At 68.1% G+C, this 16,107-nt stretch carries 18 protein-coding genes; 8 read left to right on the top strand and 10 right to left on the bottom strand.

Annotated features, from left to right (window positions below; all coding sequences use genetic code 11):
* Nucleotides 1–64 precede the first annotated feature (64 nt).
* Genes ACW173_RS22095 through ACW173_RS22085 form a run of 3 tightly spaced genes read right to left on the bottom strand, consistent with a single transcriptional unit; the run spans nt 65 to nt 2,639 of the window.
* On the bottom strand, nt 65–1,060 hold the full coding sequence (locus ACW173_RS22095; protein ID WP_492082170.1) for a DUF2891 domain-containing protein: 996 nt from the start codon (nt 1,058–1,060) through the stop codon (nt 65–67).
* Entirely contained in the window at nt 1,057–1,998 is a 942-nt protein-coding gene (locus ACW173_RS22090; protein WP_492082169.1) for a DUF979 domain-containing protein, read from the bottom strand. The genes ACW173_RS22095 and ACW173_RS22090 overlap by 4 nt, the downstream gene beginning before the upstream one ends.
* Nucleotides 1,995–2,639, bottom strand: coding sequence for a DUF969 domain-containing protein (locus ACW173_RS22085; protein WP_492082168.1), 645 nt, complete (start codon nt 2,637–2,639; stop codon nt 1,995–1,997). Before ACW173_RS22085 ends, ACW173_RS22090 begins: the two co-directional genes overlap by 4 nt.
* A gap of 161 nt (nt 2,640–2,800) precedes the next feature.
* On the opposite strand from ACW173_RS22085, the gene ACW173_RS22080 reads away from it, so the two are divergent.
* The 5 genes from ACW173_RS22080 (at nt 2,801) to ACW173_RS22060 (ending at nt 11,226) form a co-directional block, all read left to right on the top strand.
* A complete protein-coding gene (locus tag ACW173_RS22080) occupies nt 2,801–3,574 on the top strand; it encodes a class II aldolase/adducin family protein (RefSeq protein ID WP_492082167.1) in 774 nt (257 codons plus the stop codon).
* Nucleotides 3,575–3,636: 62 nt separating this feature from the next.
* Nucleotides 3,637–4,359 (top strand): hypothetical protein, encoded by a 723-nt coding sequence (locus ACW173_RS22075; RefSeq protein ID WP_492082166.1) that lies wholly within the window; start codon nt 3,637–3,639, stop codon nt 4,357–4,359.
* Nucleotides 4,360–4,478: 119 nt separating this feature from the next.
* Nucleotides 4,479–5,606: an efflux RND transporter periplasmic adaptor subunit gene (locus ACW173_RS22070; protein WP_492082165.1), complete on the top strand. Its 1,128-nt coding sequence runs from the start codon at nt 4,479–4,481 to the stop codon at nt 5,604–5,606.
* Complete coding sequence (locus ACW173_RS22065; protein WP_492082164.1) at nt 5,606–8,749, top strand: efflux RND transporter permease subunit; 3,144 nt, start codon at nt 5,606–5,608, stop codon at nt 8,747–8,749. The genes ACW173_RS22070 and ACW173_RS22065 overlap by 1 nt, the downstream gene beginning before the upstream one ends.
* A gap of 122 nt (nt 8,750–8,871) precedes the next feature.
* Nucleotides 8,872–11,226 (top strand): thiamine pyrophosphate-binding protein, encoded by a 2,355-nt coding sequence (locus ACW173_RS22060; protein WP_492082163.1) that lies wholly within the window; start codon nt 8,872–8,874, stop codon nt 11,224–11,226.
* Between the two features lie 12 nt (nt 11,227–11,238).
* Here the strand turns inward: ACW173_RS22060 and ACW173_RS22055 are convergent, their stop codons facing one another.
* From ACW173_RS22055 to ACW173_RS22045, 3 genes are read right to left on the bottom strand one after another with little or no spacing between them, the layout of a single operon-like run.
* Nucleotides 11,239–11,595, bottom strand: coding sequence for a nuclear transport factor 2 family protein (locus ACW173_RS22055; RefSeq protein WP_492082162.1), 357 nt, complete (start codon nt 11,593–11,595; stop codon nt 11,239–11,241).
* Nucleotides 11,592–11,978 (bottom strand): nuclear transport factor 2 family protein, encoded by a 387-nt coding sequence (locus tag ACW173_RS22050; protein WP_492082161.1) that lies wholly within the window; start codon nt 11,976–11,978, stop codon nt 11,592–11,594. The genes ACW173_RS22055 and ACW173_RS22050 overlap by 4 nt, the downstream gene beginning before the upstream one ends.
* A gap of 2 nt (nt 11,979–11,980) precedes the next feature.
* Nucleotides 11,981–12,490, bottom strand: coding sequence for a c-type cytochrome (locus ACW173_RS22045; protein WP_492082160.1), 510 nt, complete (start codon nt 12,488–12,490; stop codon nt 11,981–11,983).
* A 279-nt stretch (nt 12,491–12,769) separates the two neighbouring features.
* Between ACW173_RS22045 and ACW173_RS22040 the strand changes: the two genes are divergently transcribed.
* The 3 genes from ACW173_RS22040 to ACW173_RS22030 all read left to right on the top strand — a co-directional run bounded on the left by ACW173_RS22040 (nt 12,770) and on the right by ACW173_RS22030 (nt 14,265).
* Nucleotides 12,770–13,270 (top strand): GcrA family cell cycle regulator, encoded by a 501-nt coding sequence (locus ACW173_RS22040; RefSeq protein WP_492082159.1) that lies wholly within the window; start codon nt 12,770–12,772, stop codon nt 13,268–13,270.
* A gap of 65 nt (nt 13,271–13,335) precedes the next feature.
* A complete protein-coding gene (locus ACW173_RS22035; RefSeq protein WP_492082158.1) occupies nt 13,336–13,545 on the top strand; it encodes a hypothetical protein in 210 nt (69 codons plus the stop codon).
* 192 nt (nt 13,546–13,737) lie between these two features.
* Nucleotides 13,738–14,265, top strand: a complete 528-nt coding sequence (locus ACW173_RS22030; RefSeq protein WP_492082157.1) for a MarR family winged helix-turn-helix transcriptional regulator — start codon at nt 13,738–13,740, stop codon at nt 14,263–14,265.
* Here ACW173_RS22030 and ACW173_RS22025 read toward each other — a convergent pair.
* From ACW173_RS22025 to ACW173_RS22010, 4 genes are all read right to left on the bottom strand, one after another.
* Nucleotides 14,237–14,818: a hypothetical protein gene (locus ACW173_RS22025; protein ID WP_492082156.1), complete on the bottom strand. Its 582-nt coding sequence runs from the start codon at nt 14,816–14,818 to the stop codon at nt 14,237–14,239. The genes ACW173_RS22030 and ACW173_RS22025 overlap by 29 nt on opposite strands.
* Nucleotides 14,818–15,123 carry a PadR family transcriptional regulator gene (locus tag ACW173_RS22020; RefSeq protein ID WP_492082155.1) on the bottom strand — a complete coding sequence of 102 codons (306 nt, stop codon included), beginning with the start codon at nt 15,121–15,123 and terminating at the stop codon, nt 14,818–14,820. Before ACW173_RS22020 ends, ACW173_RS22025 begins: the two co-directional genes overlap by 1 nt.
* A 63-nt stretch (nt 15,124–15,186) precedes the next feature.
* Nucleotides 15,187–15,609 (bottom strand): alternative ribosome rescue aminoacyl-tRNA hydrolase ArfB, encoded by a 423-nt coding sequence (gene arfB / locus ACW173_RS22015; RefSeq protein WP_454716787.1) that lies wholly within the window; start codon nt 15,607–15,609, stop codon nt 15,187–15,189.
* Nucleotides 15,606–16,085 carry a YaiI/YqxD family protein gene (locus ACW173_RS22010; RefSeq protein ID WP_492082154.1) on the bottom strand — a complete coding sequence of 160 codons (480 nt, stop codon included), beginning with the start codon at nt 16,083–16,085 and terminating at the stop codon, nt 15,606–15,608. The genes arfB and ACW173_RS22010 overlap by 4 nt, the downstream gene beginning before the upstream one ends.
* Nucleotides 16,086–16,107 lie beyond the last annotated feature (22 nt).

Genomic DNA, 16,107 nt, shown 5'->3' with positions numbered 1-16,107 from the left:
GTCAACGATTGTAAACCGTGTGCGGACATTCGTGCAAGTGAGATAATCGCGAGGGTTGCACGCCCTAGCCGTTTTCAAGCGCCAGCAGGGCGAAGGTGGCTAGCCAATGCTCGCCCATATAGTCGCCAGAGACGTGCGGAATGGCCGCCGCCAGGTGGTTCAGGGCGGCGTTGATCGCGAGAGGCTTGGCCGGGTCGACCTCGGACATGGTGGCGGCCAGGGTCCGCCAGCACCAGGCGCGAGACAGGTTCAGGCCGTCCAGGTGGGCGATCTTGCCGTCGCCGCGGTCGCTGACCCGGGCGGGGGCGAACAGGGTCGCGGGTTGCTTCTGGGCCAGGTCGGGCAGGAAACGCGGGAACCACAGCTCGAACCGCTCGCGCGAGAGCAGGCGGCGCATCGCCTCGGCCTCGATCAGGGCGGGCGAGAGGAAGTCGTCGCCGGAAGGCTCCCAGGCCGGGCAGGCGGCGTCCTGGCCGTACCAGACGACGGCTCGGCTTCGCAGCAGGTCGAAGAAGGCCTGGTCGCCGGTCATCTCGGCATATTCGTAGGCCAGGACCAGGGCGAAGGCGGTATTGTAATGCGTGCCGGTGCGGACCGGATAGTCGGCGATCGGCAGGAAGGCCTCGAACCGCGCCTTGAAGGCGGCGGCTAGCGGCGCGTGGGTCGCGGCCCAGGGGCGGGCGTGGCGCAGCAGTTCGGCCTGCAGCATCAGGCTCCAGGCCCAGCCATAGGGACGCTCGAAGCCGCGGCTCTCCGGGCGGGCCAGATAGGCGACCTCGCCGACGACCTTCGCATCGGTGAAGGCGTCGTCGAACAGGGCGATGATCGTGTCCGCCTCGGGCATTTCGGGGCGCAGGCGCAGCAGGGTGGCCAGCAGCCAGTAGCCGTGGACGCACGAGTGCCAGTCGAAGCTGCCGAAAAAGATCGGGTGCAGGTCGCGCGGCGAGCGGACGTCATCCGGTCCCGCCATCACGTGATCCAGCTTGTTGGGATATTCGCGGGTCAGGTGGCCCAGAGCGATCTTGGCGAAACGCGAGGCGGTGGAGCGGGCGAGGCTCATTTGTGAAAGGCGAGGGCGTTCATCAGCACCACATTGACGACCAGCATCAGCACCGCGGTCGGCGCCTGGGCGCGGATCACGGCGTAGCGGTCCTTCAACTGTAGCAGCGCCGCCGGCACAAGGTTGAAATTGGCGGCCAGCGGCGTCAGCAGCGTGCCGCAGAAGCCCGACAGCATGCCGATGGCGCAGACCACGGCCGGATCGCCGCCGAAACGGCCGATGACCAGGGGCAGGGCGATGCCGCCGGTCATCACCGGAAAGGCGGCGAAGGCGTTGCCCATCATCACCGTGAACACCGCCATCCCCAGGCAATAGGCGGCGACGGCGGCGAAGCGGCTGTCGACGGGGGTCAGCTGCACGGCCAGCTCGCCGATGGTCTTGCCCACGCCCGCGACGGCGAACACCGCGCCCAGGGCCGCCAGCATCTGCGGCAGCAAGGCGGCCCAGCCGACCAGGTCCATCAGCCGGCGGCCTTCCTGCAAGGGCGCGGAGGCTGGCTGGCGAAACATGACCTTGGCCAGGATCGCCGCGACCAGGGCGGCGAAGGCCAGGGAGATCAGCGTCGCCTGTTTGGGGTCGACGAACGACAGGCGCTTCAGGCTCAGCGAGCCGATCAGGACCAGCACGGGAATGACCAGGGCCGGGACGAACAGGCGCGCGCCGTAGGTGGCGGCCAGGCTCTCGCGTTCCTCGGGTGAGGTGGTCTTGGGCGCGCCGACGCCCAGCTGGCCGGTCCCGGCGATCAGGGCCAGGGCCAAGGCCAGGAAGCCGTTGCCCAGGTCGCCGAAGAGATCGCCGAACAGGAAGCTCAGGGCGAACAGGCCCCAGAAGGCGGCGTTGCCGAAGCGCTTGGGGTTCTCGCGGTCGGCGGCGCCGAGGCCGGCGAAGGCCGCGAACATCAGGCCGGCCAGCAGATAGACGAGCGGCAGGCCGATCATGCTTTGAGCTTCCTGTCGAACAGCAAGAGCCGGCCGCCATGGATCACGAAGGCCGCGATCGCCGAGGGGATCGCCCACATCGACAGGCGCAGCGGCTCCACGGTGATGCCGCTCTGATCGAGAAAACCGACGATCAGCAGGATCGAACCGATGGCCAGGAAGATGTCCTCGCCGAAAAAGAGCCCGACATTGTCGGTGGCGGCGGTCATCGCCTTGACCTTCTCGCGCTGATCGTCGTCCAGGGGCTCGGCGGCGGCCTCGGCCATGGGGGCGACCAGGGGGCGGACGGTCTGGGCCTGGCCGGCGATCGAGACCAGGCCCAGGGCGGCGGTGATCTGGCGCAAAGCGAGGTAAACCAGCAGGATCCGCCCGGTGGTGGCGGCCTGGATCGAGCGGATCATGGCCCGCGCCTGGGCTTGCAGGCCGGCCCGCTCCAGCAGGCCGATGGCGGGCAGGACGAGCCAGACGACGCTGACATAACGGTTGGTGTTGAAGGCCTTGCCGAAGGCGGCCAGCACCTCCAGCGGCGACAGGCCGGCGGCCAGGCCCGAGGTCAGGGCGGCGGCGATCACGACCAGCAGCGGATTGAAGCGCAGGGCGAAGCCCAGCACGATCACCGCCACGCCCAGCAGGGTCAGCATTGGTTCCGACTCGTCCCCTCGTTCGAAGGGACGGTCCGATGGCGCGACGAGGCTGGCAAGCGGTGAGGCGGGTTTATCTTGCCTCTTGACGGCCCCCCTTGACGAGTTTGGGCCCTGGCGCGACGCTCTAAGTCAACAATGATAACCTAGGGAGGCCCACCATGGCCGACGGTGCTCTGTCCACGACGTCCCTGAAGGGCAAGGTCAGCGAAGCGGAGTGGCAGGCGCGGGTCGATCTCGCCGCCCTCTATCGTCTCGTGGCCCTGCACGGGTGGGACGACATGATCTTCACCCACATCTCGGCCCGCATCCCGGGTCCCGAGCATCACTTCCTGATCAATCCGTACGGGATGTTTTTCGGCGAGATGACCGCCTCTTGCCTCGTAAAAGTCGATCTGGATGGCAATGTCATCGACAAGACGCCGTACTACATCAATCCGGCGGGCTTCACGATCCACTCGGCCATCCACGCCGCGCGCGAGGACGCCCACTTCGTCATGCACCTGCACACCGACCAGGGCACGGCGGTGTCGGCGCATGCCGAGGGTCTGCTGCCGCTGACACAACATTCATTGATTGTCTTGCCTCAAGTCGCCTATCACGATTATGAAGGTATTGCGCTCAACTTGGACGAGCGGGAGCGGCTGGTGGCCGATCTCGGGACCAAGAAGCTGATGATGCTCCGCAACCACGGCACGCTGTCGGTGGGGGCGTCGGCGGCCGAGTGCTGGTTGGGGATGTTTTTCCTGGAGCGCGCGTGCACCCAGCAGGTCATGGCCCTGTCGATCGGACGCGACAACGTCCTCCTGGCCCCCGACGGGGCGCGGGAGGAGGTGCGCAGGCAAACCGGCATGGGCATGGGCATGATCGGCGGCCTGGCTTGGCCGGGTTGTCTGCGCAAGCTGGATCGCGAGCTGCCGGGCTACGCGGACTAGGCTTCGTCTCGGGCGTTTGGAAAGCCGTCGCGGTCCTGGCGATCGCGGCGGCTTTTTCGTTCGTGGGCGGGGCGGCCCACGCGGGCGCCTGGCCGATCGAGCCGGGCCGCGCCCTGCTGATCGCCAAGTACGAGCGCACCAGCGCCGACGAGGGCTTCGGCCCGGACACCGCGTTGGTCGACATCGGCCATCGTCGCGACGAGGCGCTGTCGGTCTTCGTCGAGCGCGGCCTGACCCCGCGCTTGACGCTGCAGGCCAAGGCCGGGGTCACGCGCGGTCATGACCAGTGGGTGGACTATTCCGGGCGCGGGCCGATCGAGGCGGGTCTGCGGTGGGCCGTGCTGCGCGGCGACCGCTCATCGCTTGCCGTCTATCTGGGCGCCGGCGAAGCGGGGGCCGGTCGCAACGCCGGATACGCCGCGCCAGGGCAGGGGAGCCTGGATCTGGAAGCGCGGGTTCTCTACGGCCGCTCGGGCGCTTGGCGGGGCCGCGAGGTCTATGTCGACCTGCAAGTCGCGCGACTGAAGCGCCAGAGCCTGGCGGACGAGACCCGGATCGACGCCACCCTCGGCGTTCGGCCGGCCCGGAACTGGCTGATCCTGACCCAGACCTATGCCGGTCAAGCCGACCGTGGTCCGGTCCGCTCACGCTGGCTGAAGGCCGAACTCTCCGTCGTCCGATCGTTCGGAGATTGGAGCGTCCAGGCCGGCTGGCGCGATACGCTTTCCGGGCGCGAAACCGCCCGCGATCGTGGCGTCGTGCTCGCTTTCTGGCGCCGCCTCTAGCTTGTTTCAGGGCTGCAACAGTCAGTCATCCGCGTGTCACTGGACGCCGCTTTAGGCTGCGGTGCATATCTCGCCGCACTTATCAGCTTCGCCGAGTCATCGGCGCCCGGAGCGTTTTCTTGATCCGCAGGCACTTCTTCCTCGTGGTGGCGCTGGCCGCCGTCGTCCTCATGCTGGTCGTGGGCGGCTTCAAGCTGGCCTTCGCCGACAAGGAAGCCACGGGCGCGGGCGGCGGCGGGCGGGCGACCGCCGTCTCGCAGGCGGTGGTGGGCGAAAAATCGTTCACCGACCGGATCGAAGTGTTGGGCGCGGCCAAGGGCCGTCAGTCCGTGACGATCACCTCCAATACACCGGAGCTGATCACCTCCGTGCATTTCAGCGACGGTCAGACCGTCTCGCGCGGCCAGGTTCTGGTCACCCTCAAGGCCGACCAGGAGGACGCCGGCGTCTCGGAGGCCAAGGCTCGCCTGGCCCAGGCCGAACGCGAGTACACGCGCTGGAAGACCTTGGCCGACAAGGGTATCGCCCCGCGCGCCACGGCCGAGCAGTATCTGTCGGCCCTGGAGGTCGCCAAGGCCTCGGTGGGCACGGCCCAGGCTCAGAAGCTGGACCGCGTGCTGCGCGCGCCGTTCTCGGGCCGCGTTGGCATCTCTGACGTCGCGCCGGGCATGCTGATCGCCGCCGGCACGCCGATCGTCAGCCTGGACGACGCCTCGGTGATCCGCGTCGACTTCTCGGTGCCGGACCGCTACCTCTCGACCCTGCGCGTGGGCCTGCCGATCGCCGCGCGCCCCGACGCCCTGCCGGGTGAGACCTTCCAGGGCAAGATCGCCCAGATCGACACCCGCATCGATCCCGCCACCCGCGCCATCAAGGCCCGCGCCGAGTTCCCCAACGCCGGCGGTCGCCTGAAGCCGGGCATGCTGGTCAAGGTCGCCATCGACCAGGGCGTGCGCAACGCCCCCGCCGTGCCCGAAGCGGCCGTGGAGTTCGAAGGCAGCCAAGCCTCGGTCTACCGCATCGCCAAGGGCCCCAAGGGCATGGTCGCCCGCCGCACCGAGGTCGAAACCGGCATCACCCAGGGCGGCTTCGTCGAGATCCGCGGCGGCCTGAAGGCCGGCGACAGGATCGTCGCCGACGGCCTCAACCGCATCCAGGACGGCGCCGCGATTGGCGGCGGCCAGGGGGGCGGCCAAGGGGGCGGCAAGCCGGGTGAAGGCAAGAAGCGCGAAGGCGTGGCCGGCTGATGCTGTCCGACCTTTCCGTCCGCCGTCCCGTCTTCGCCGCCGTCGCGGCGATCATTCTCTGCGTCATCGGCTTCGCGGCGTTCTCGTCGTTGCCGATCCGTGAGCTGCCGAACGTCGATCCGCCCGTCGTATCGATCTCGACCACCTATCGCGGCGCCTCGGCCGAGGTCATCGAAGAGCGCATCACCCAGGTGATCGAGCGTCAGGTGGCCGGCATCCAGGGCATCGACCGCGTGAACAGCAGCAGCCGTGACGGTCGCTCGCAGATCACCATCACCTTCAACCTCGATCGCGATCTGGACGCCGCCGCCAACGACGTGCGGGACGCCGTCAGCCGGGTGACCAGCAACCTGCCCGACCAGGCCGACCCCCCGCAGATCGCCAAGGCGAACGCCGACTCGTCGCCGATCATCATCCTGAACCTGACCTCGACCACGCTGGATCCGTTGCAGCTGGCCGACTACGCCGACCGCTACCTGGTCGAGCGGATGTCGACGATCGACGGCGTGGCCCAGGCCAACCTGTTCGGCGCCAAGATCTACGCCATGCGGATCTGGCTGGACGCCAACGAGATGGCCGCCCGCGGCGTCTCGGTGGACGACGTCGAGAACGCCCTCAACGCCCAGAACCTGGAACTGCCGGCCGGCTCGCTGGAAAGCGCGTCCAAGGACTTCACCATCCGCGTGGCCCGCAGCTACGCCAAGCCCGAGGACTTCGCCCGCCTGCCGCTGCGCGCGGCCGACGCCAACGGCTTCGTGCTGCGCCTGGGCGACGTGGCGCGTATCGAGGAGGGCGCGGACGAGCGTCGCCGGGTGTTCCGTGGCAACGGGACCGACCAGGTCGGCATCGGCCTGACCCGCCAGTCGCAGGCCAACGACGTCGCCATTTCCGAAGCCGTCCGCAAGGAGGTCGAGGTCATCAACGAGAGCCTGCCGGCCGGCACCAAGATGGTCGTGGCCGTGGACAACTCGATGTTCACCGCCGAGGCCATCCACGAGGTCTGGATCACCATGGGCCTGTCGATCAGCCTGGTGGTGCTGGTCAATCTGATCTTCCTGGGCAGCTGGCGCTCGGCGCTGATCCCCTCGCTGGTCGCGCCGATCTGCATCCTGTCGACCTTCATCGTCCTGGCTCCGCTGGGCTTCTCGCTGAACCTCTTGACCCTGCTGGCCCTGGTGCTGGCCGTGGGTCTGGTCGTCGACGACGCCATCGTGGTGGTCGAGAACATCCAGCGTCGCGTGGACGAGGGCGAGCCCGCCCTCGTCGCCGCCGAGCGCGGCACCCGCCAGGTGTTTTTCGCCGTCGTCGCCACCACCATCGTGCTGATCTCGGTGTTCGCGCCGCTGATGTTCCTGCCCGGCTATATCGGTCGCCTGTTCGTCGAGCTGGCTGTCGCCATCGCCGCCGCCGTCGGCTTCTCGGCCCTGCTGGCGCTCAGCCTGTCGCCGATGATGGCGTCAAAGCTGCTGCGCCCCGCGCACGGCGAGGGCTGGCTGGCCCGCCGCGTCGACAAGGCCATGGACGCGCTGAAGAACTCGTACCGCGCCTCGCTGGAAAGCATCCTGGGCGGCTGGTCGGCGGCCATAGCGGGCGGCATGGTCGTCGTGCTCGCCGCCTTCGCGGCCCTGTTGTTCGTGAGCCTGCCCAAGGAGCTGGTCCCGCCCGAGGACCGCGGCCGGGTCGACGTGTCGATCAACGGGCCGGAAGGCGCGGGCTACGACTACACCCTGGGGATCGGCCTCCAGGTTGAAAAGATCGTCGACCGATACCGCCAGGAAGGCGTCGCCGAGCGCGTCATTCTGACGATCCCGCGTTTCGGCGGCAACTCGTTCAACAGCGGCAACAGCGTCGTCGTGATGAAGCCTTGGGGCGAGCGCAAGAAGACGGCCGACCAGGTGGCCGCCGAGCTGAACAAGGACCTCGCGAAGATCACCAGCGTGAGGGCCATCGCCAGCGTGCGCGGTCCGTTCCAGCGCGGCGGCGGCGGCGGAGGGGGCGGCGGCACGAACGTCGACCTGATCGCCGTCGGCAACGACTACGTCCAACTGGCCAATTGGCTGAAGCCGATCCTGGCCGACGCCCAGGGTAATCCGGGCTTCGCGCGGCCGCGCCTCGACTACGAGCCCACCTCGCCGCGCCTGTCGGTGCAGATCGACCAGGACAAGGCCGCCACGCTGGGCGTTTCGGCTCAGTCGATTGGCCGGGCGCTCGAAACCATGTTCGGGTCGCGCCAAGCCACGACCTACATCAAGAACGGCCAGGAATACGACGTCATCCTGCAGACCAACCTCGACCAACGGCGCAGCGTCGCGGACCTGAACCAGCTGCAGGTGCGGACAAATTCAGGCGCGCTGGTGCCGCTGTCGACCGTGGTGACCACGCAGCTTCGCGGCGACACCCCGGACCGTCCGCGCGTCGACCGCCTGCGCTCGGTGACCCTGACCACCCAGCTGAACCCCGGCTTCACCGTCGAGGACGCCGTGCGCTTCTTCAAGGACGAAGCCGATCAACGCCCGACGCCCGGAATCAGCATCAAGTGGGGCGGCCAGGCCAAGGACTATCTGGAAGGCTCTGGCGGCATCGCCGTCGCCTTCGGCCTGGCCCTGCTGCTTGTGTTCCTGGTGCTGGCGGCCCAGTTCGAAAGCTGGATCCACCCCGCGGTGATCATGTTGACCGTGCCCCTGGCGGCGCTGGGCGGCCTATTCGGTCTGCTGATCATGGGCTCGACCATCAACACCTACAGCCAGATCGGCTTGATCATCCTGATCGGCATCGCCACCAAGAACGGCATCCTGATCGTCGAATTCGCCAATCAGCTGCGCGACGAAGGCCTCACCGTGCGCGAGGCGGTGATCGAGGCGGCGGCCCTGCGCCTGCGTCCCATCATCATGACCTCGGTCTCGGCCGCCATGGGGGCCTTGCCGCTAATGCTCTGGGCAGGCGCTGGCGCGGGAAGCCGCAAGACCATCGGCTCGGTGATCTTCACCGGCTCGATCTTCGCGACCCTGCTGACGCTGTTCATCGTTCCGGTGTTCTATGACCTCTTGGCGCGCTTCACGAAGTCGCCGGAGTGGACGGCGCGCCAGATCGAAGAGTATGAAGCCGCCGAGAAGAGTGGCGAGGGGCAAACCTCGCCCGCGTAGAGCGCATTAGGCGAAAGTGTTCGCGGTTTCGCCGGCTAACGCGCTCCCAGAAAAGGGGCCGAGCCTGCTTTCCGGTTCAGATGTTCCATCTGAACCGGGCAGGCTGGCGCAGGTGAGGAAGCATGGCTGATGGCCATCTGACGGCCAGGCGGCAGGAAATCGCTCTGCTGCGCCGTCTCGAGGAACGGATTCTGTGGTTGGCGGCGTGGACGATCCACAACGCCAACCATCTCCGCGAAAGTCGCGATGGTCTGAAGGTCGGCGGTCATCAGGCGTCCAGCGCCTCCATGACCACGCTGATGACGGCCCTCTATATGAAGGCGCTGCGTCCGCAGGATCGGGTGGCGGTCAAGCCGCACGCCAGCCCCGTCTTCCACGCCATCCAGCACCTGTTCGGCCGCCAAAGCCTGGACAACCTCAAGCGCTTCCGGGCGCTGGGCGGGGCGCAGTCCTACCCCTCTCGCACCAAGGACGTGGACGACGTCGACTTCTCGACCGGCTCGGTGGGGCTTGGCGTGGCCATGACGGCCTTCGCCTCGCTGACCCAGGACTACCTGGCGGCGCGCGGGGCGGTGAAGCCGGAGAAGATGGGCCGGATGATCTCGCTGCTGGGCGACGCCGAGCTGGACGAGGGCAACATCTACGAGGCCCTGATCGAGGCCTGCAAGCACGACATCCGCAACACTTGGTGGATCGTCGACTACAATCGCCAGAGCCTGGACGCGACCACCCAGGATCGGATGTTCACCCGCTATGGCGAGATCTTCGAGGCCGCCGGCTGGACGGTCGAGACGCTGAAGTGGTCCAAGCGCCAGCGCGAGGCTTTCGGGAGGCCCGGCGGCGACACGCTGAAGGCCTGGATCGAGACCGCGCCCAACGATCTGTTCGCGGCCTTGACCTACCAGGGCGGCGCGGCCTGGCGCGAACGCCTGACCGCCGACCTGGCCGATAGCCCCAAGACCCTGGCCCTGATCGCGGCCTACAAGGATGTCGACCTGGCCGAGCTGATGACCGAGCTGGGCGGCCACTGCCTGGAGACCTTGCTGGAGGCCTTCGAGAAGGCCGGGCAGGACGACCGGCCGCGCTTCTTCATCGCCTACACCGTCAAGGGCCTGCGGCTGCCGTTCCAGGGTCACAAGGACAACCACGCGGGCTTGATGACCCCGTCCCAGATCGCCGAGCTGCGCGAACGCCTTGGCGTGGTCGAGGGCGAGGAATGGGACCCGCTATCGGGCCTGTCGGCCGCCGAGCGCACCGCTTTGAAAGGCCTGGTCGCCCGCGCCCCGTTCGCCGCCGAGGCCGGGCGCCAGCACGTCGCGCCGACCATCCCGACGCCGACCGCCGACGAATTGCTCAGCGCCGTCGCGGGTGGCGGCGAGCAGTCGACCCAAGCCGCCTTCGGCAAGGTGATGTTCGAGATCGCCGCCCGCAAGGACGAGTTCGCCGGCCGCGTCGTCACCACCTCGCCGGACGTGACGGTCTCCACGAACCTCGGCGGTTTCGTGAACCGCCGGGGCGTCTTCCAGCGCCGCGCCCACGAGGACGTCTTCAAGCGCCGCCGCATCCCCTCCGCCCAGGTCTGGTCCAAGGCCGAGACCGGCCAGCATGTCGAACTGGGCATCGCCGAGAACAACCTGTTCATCGCCCTGGCGGCGCTCGGCCTGACCGCGCCGCTGTTCGGCGAGCGGCTGTTCCCGGTCGGGACCCTGTACGACCCCTTCATCGCCCGGGGCCTCGACGCCCTGAACTACGCTTGTTACCAGGACGCCCGCTTCCTGCTGGTCGCCACGCCATCCGGCCTGACCCTGGCCCCCGAGGGCGGCGCGCACCAGTCGATCAACGCGCCCGTCATCGGCATGGCCCAGCCGGGTCTCGACACCTATGAGCCGGCCTTCGCCGACGAAACGGCGGTGCTGATGGCCCGGGCCTTCGACCGTATTCAGGCCAAGGACGGCGCCTCGACCTATCTGCGGCTGTCCACGCGGGTCATCGCCCAGCCCGAGCGTACGGATGAGGCCTGGCGTCAGGGCGTGATCGACGGCGGCTATTGGCTCAAAGCCCCCGCGCCCGGCGCGCGCCTGGCTCTGGTCTACAGCGGCGCCCTGGTCCCCGAGGCGCTGACGGCGTTAGAGGCGCTTTCGGAGGACATGCCCGAGGCCGGCCTGCTGGCGGTCACCTCGGCCGACGTCCTGCACCGGGACTGGACCGCTTCCGGCCGCTCGCGCTGGACCGGGGAGGGCGCTCGCGCCTCCACGATCGAGACCCTGCTGGCCCCGCTGGACCGCGACGCCGGCCTGGTGACGCTGACCGACGGCGCGCCGCTGGCCCTATCGTGGCTGGGCTCCGTGCGCGGACAGCGGGTGCGGGCCCTGGGCCTGGAGGCCTTCGGCCAGTCGGGCGACCTGCCGGACCTCTACGGCAAGTATCGCCTGGACGCGGAAGCTATCCTGGACGCCTGCGCGGACCTGCTCGCTTAGAAAGTTAGGGGCCTAGAAGCCGCCGACGATCGTCATCCCGATCAGCAGGCGGTCGCGGAAGTGATAGGTCAGGGTCGCGCGCGTGTCGGTCCAGATTTGGCCGGCTGGACTTTCCACCGAGTACTGGGCCTCGACCGTCACGGCGTCGGCGGTCTCTTCCAGCACCCGGATCAGCTGGATGTTGGGCACGATGGTCGCGAAGATGTGGGCGAACTGCGCCATCGTGGCTTCCCGTCCCACGAAGGGCGGACCGCTTTGCAGGGTGTCGGGCCAGATCACGTCGGGATGCAGCGCCGCGCGAATGCCCGCCAGATCGCGAGCGTTGAAGGCCTCATAGGCCTCTTCCAGCACGGCTTGCAGCGCGCTCATGGTCGGTTTCCGTCCGAGTCCTCCCTGGAACCGACATCCATGCGCCAGAAAAGGCCGTCGCGGAGCGTGTAACAATGCCGCACGCACAGGTCCGACCACAGCTGGCCCGTTCGGTTCCAGACCACCTGGTTGGCGTCGACCACGATGCGGCCTTCGTCGTCCAGATGGACCTCGACCGGCGTGATCTCCACCCGGATCGACGCGTCGTTATAGGCCCAGTATTCGCGGACCGCCTCGGGGCTGATCAGCAGGCCGCCGCGTGTCACGTCCGGCCATTCCAGGTCCGGCGCGACCAGGGCGCGGAAGGCCTCGAAGTCGCGCCGCTGGTTGGCGTCGTAGAGACGCTGGACCAGCGCCTCGATCTCGGGCGGGGCCGGGCGCATCTCTAGGGGGCCGGTTTGTAGCCGGTCTCGACCTTCAGATAAGCGATCAGATCGATCCGGTCCTTGGGGTCATGCAGGCCCGCGAAGGTCATCTTGGTGCCGGGCATGAATTCGCGCGGGCTGGACAGCCATTTGTCCAGGTGCTCGGCGTCCCAGGTGAAGCCGGCGGCCTTCACGGCGTCGGAGTAGTTGTAGCCGGCCTTCGAGCCCGCCTTGCGGCCGAACACGCCGTGGAGGTTGGGGCCGGTCAGGTCCGGGCCGCCGTCGGTGATGGTGTGGCACGAGCGGCAGAGGGCGAACTTGCTCTGGCCGTTCGACAGGTCGCCGGTGTTGTAGGGCGCGGGGAGGGCGGCCAGGGCCGCGGCCTTCTGCGCATCGGTCGGCTTGGGCGCGGCGGCCGGAGCGTCGGCGGGCGCTTCGGCCGAGCCGCCGCCGTCCTTCGAACAGGCCCCAATGGCCAGGGACGTGGTCAGGCAGAGGGCCGCCAGCAGCCCCAGTTTCACAATACGCATGATGGTCCCCGACTGACGTTTGGCCGCATGGTCTGCGACGGCTCGACGCATTCCAAACCCTTATAAAATCAGGGCCGTGGGCTTGTCACGGAACAATGTTCCTTAAGAGAAGCTCCGCCGCGCCCCTGCGACAATCGCCGGTATCTACGTGATTCTTCTCACGAAAAGTGAAATCGCAAACCGTGGGTCTGCACATAACTGTTTGACGAGCGTTAACCATAAAATCTACCACTTTTCTCACGGAGCGGGCTGGCTCCGGACGGGCAGGGAAGAACGACGATGGACTGGAGCGAAGAGCGGACCGCCACCCTGAAGAAGCTGTGGCTCGAAGGCCTCAGCGCGAGCCAGGTGGCCCGGCAACTGGGCGGTGTCAGCCGCAGCGCCGTGATCGGCAAGGTGCACCGTCTGGGCATCACCGTCCGCGAGGTTCCGGTGCGCAATCGCGTCACCAGCATCCGCGTCCCGTCGCGGATCCCGGCCCGCCGGCCGACCCGCGAGACCACCGCCGCGCCGCACGTCGCGCCGCGCTTCGAACGCACCGAGGAAGACCTGCTGCCGACCTCGGGCATCCTGGAGCTGGGCGCCCACTCGTGCCGCTGGCCGATCGGCAATCCGGAAGGCGACGACTTCGGCTTCTGCGGTCGCCCCAAGCTGACCGCCCGCGGCTCCTACTGCGAGCAGCACACGGCCGGCGCCTTCCGCCGCCTTGGCAACGCCAAGGCCGTCGAGGCCTGGGCGCTGAAGGGCCTCAAGGAACGCGTCCAGCCCAGCCAGATGTAGGGCCGGCCTAGACCTTATCCTTCCGCACGATTTCCACATTTCCTCGAGATCACCGAGTAGAACCCATGAACATGGTCCTGATCGAGAACGCCGCCGGCAGCAGCCAAGTGATCACCATCATCGAGGAGTTCGCCGGCCACTCGGTGTCGCGCGACCTCAACCCCGGCGACCACGCCAAGATCCCCGTCACCCAGTTCAAGTCGATCACCGTGCGTGAGACGTATCCGGACGATTGGTTGACCCGCGGCGCCGCCCGCAACCGCGCCGCCGCCTGACCCAAGGGGCTCACGCCGGAGACCAGCGCCGCCTGGCGAGCGCGTTTTGGCGCTTCGGTTGCGCGCTTAAATTGAAAGAGATGACCCCGCGAAGCCTTTCGCGGGGTTTTTCGTTTGCCGTAGGGGCGCCGCAGATTGCGTGACCGTTAACCTTATGAGACACAGAGCGCCGCTTTGGGGGGCGAAACGACTATGCGTGAGGGGGATGAGCGGGCTGGCTTGGTCGAGGACCACGCCTTGCCGCTACCGAGCTATCTCAGTTACTTGCTTTATCAGACCGAGCAGCATCGCCGCGCGGTCGCCGCCGACCTGTTGGCCCAGCACGGCCTGACCTTCGCCAAGTGGGTGGCGATGATCTCCCTGCGCCGGTTCGGCGACCTGTCGATGACCCGGTTGGCCAAGCTGGCCGCCACCGACCGCACGACCCTGACCCGCTCGATCGACAGCCTGATCGCCGACGGCCTGGTGGCCCGGGAAGCCTCGCCCAGCGACCGCCGCATCGTCGTGGTGTGCCTGACCGACACCGGCCGCGACCTGCTGGAAAAGATCCGCGCCGAGATCCGCCCGCTGAACCGCGAGGTCTGCGCCAACCTGACGACCGAAGAGCAGGCGGCCATGACCGGCTACCTGCAGAAGATGCTCACGGGGCTGATCGTCGAGCCTGACTGGAAGCAGGACGTGATCGGCTTCTCTACGCCCGCGCCGCCTGAGACGGTCTAGCGAAGGTCCGGCGCAGCGTCGCGCCGGCCCAGGCGCCGATCAGGCACCAGCAGAGGACGGCGCTGACGCCGACGACCGGCGGGGCGTCCATGACGTGGATCTTGTCGCCCCAGGGCCAGTGCAGGACATAAATCCAGTTGATGATGGCGACGGCCTGGTTGGTGAGCACGTGGATGATCGCGGCGGCGGCGCCCAGTCGCGGACGCCAGGCGGCCAGCAGGGCGCACAACAAGGCCTTCTGAAGCAGCCAATAGCTGTAGATGGCGGGCGATCCGAGCCCGTCCAGCAGGTCGTAGATCGGAATCTCGGCGCGGAACGTCAGCTGGCTCCAGATCGGCAGGGTGCTGGCCAGGACGATGGCCCAAAACAGCCCATCCACCCGCACGCGCCAGCCGGTGGCGCTGAGCAGGCCGCCCAGCGCCCAGGAGAGGCGGCCTTCGTCCAGCACGTCGAGCTCGGCCCGCATCGCCTGGCACATCGTCCGCCGGTTCGGCGGCGCGACCCATCCGGCCAGTTTCAGGATGGCGCGAGACAGCGAGACGGTCATCGACATCAGACGGCTCCCTTCGGCGTCAGCGCCGTGAGGATGGGGGCGGGGAGGGGATTGTCGCGCAGCACGGCCTTGCCGGCGGCGGTCAGGCGATAGGCGTGGCGCGGCGGTCGGTTGGGATGTTCAGGCTCCAACCACTGGCTTTCCAGCTGGCCGCGTTCGTCCAGCCGGGCCAGGATTGGATAAAGACTGCCGGACTTCAGCCCGGTGACGCGCGCGAGCTCCAGCCCATAAGACCAGCCGCCGTCACTCAGGGCGTCGAGGACGGCGAGGGTCTGGGCGGACGGGCGACGCTGGCGAGGGCTCATGCAATAACTCTACACGGGTAGAGTTATTGCGCAATGCCTGATTGTGTAGTCGGCAGCGGTCCGTCAGTCGTCGAACTTCACCCGGCCGCGGCCGGATTTCACCGTGCCGCGCTTGGCCTTGCCGTCCAGGCGCTTGAGCTTGCTGGAATAGGTCGGCTTGGTCGCCTTGCGGGGCTTGGGGCGTTCGGTGGCCCGGCGGATCAGGTCGACGAGGCGTTCCTGGGCGTCCTGGCGGTTCATCTCCTGCGAGCGGCTGCCCTGCGAGAACAGGATCAGGACGCCGTCCTGGGTCAGGCGGCTGCCGGCCAGGGTCTCGAGCCGGGCCTTGACGTCTTCGGGCAGGGCCGGGGAGTTGCGCACGTCGAACCGAAGCTCGATCGCCGTCGAGGTCTTGTTGACGTGCTGGCCGCCGGGACCGGAGGCGCGCGTGGCCTTCCAGACCAGCTCGTCCTCGTCGATCCGCAGCCAGGACGTGATCTCGATCATCGGGGCGGGTCGTTTTTCGGTAGGGGGGCGCGCTTGGCCTTGACCACCAGCTGATCCAGCGCCTGGAGAAAGCGCGAGCGGTCCGCGTTGGCGAAGGCGGCGGGGCCCTTGGTGACTTCGCCCATCGAACGCAGGTGCTCGCCGATCGAGCGCGAGGCCAGGGCCGAGCCGATCATGTCGGGGCTGAACACCCGGCCGTTCGGGGCGAGGGCCGCGCCGCCGGCCTTGAGCACGCGGTCAGCCAGGGGAACGTCGTTGGTCACCACCACGTCGCCGGGGCCGCAGCGCTCGGCGATCCAGTCGTCGGCGACGTCGGGGCCGGCGTCGACCACGATCTGCTCGATCACCGGCGTCAGCGGCACGCGGATCCAGCTGTTGGACACGACGAAGGTCTTGAAGCCATGGCGGGCGGCGACCTTGTAGGCCTCGTCCTTCACGGGGCAGGCGTCGGCGTCGATGAAGAGGATGGCGGTCATCGACCTGAAGCCTACCGGAAAG

It is taken from the genome of Caulobacter sp. ALps2, from assembly GCF_058681635.1.
The sequence above is the reverse complement of the archived record's forward strand: the minus strand, read 5'-3'. Positions and strand labels throughout refer to the sequence as shown.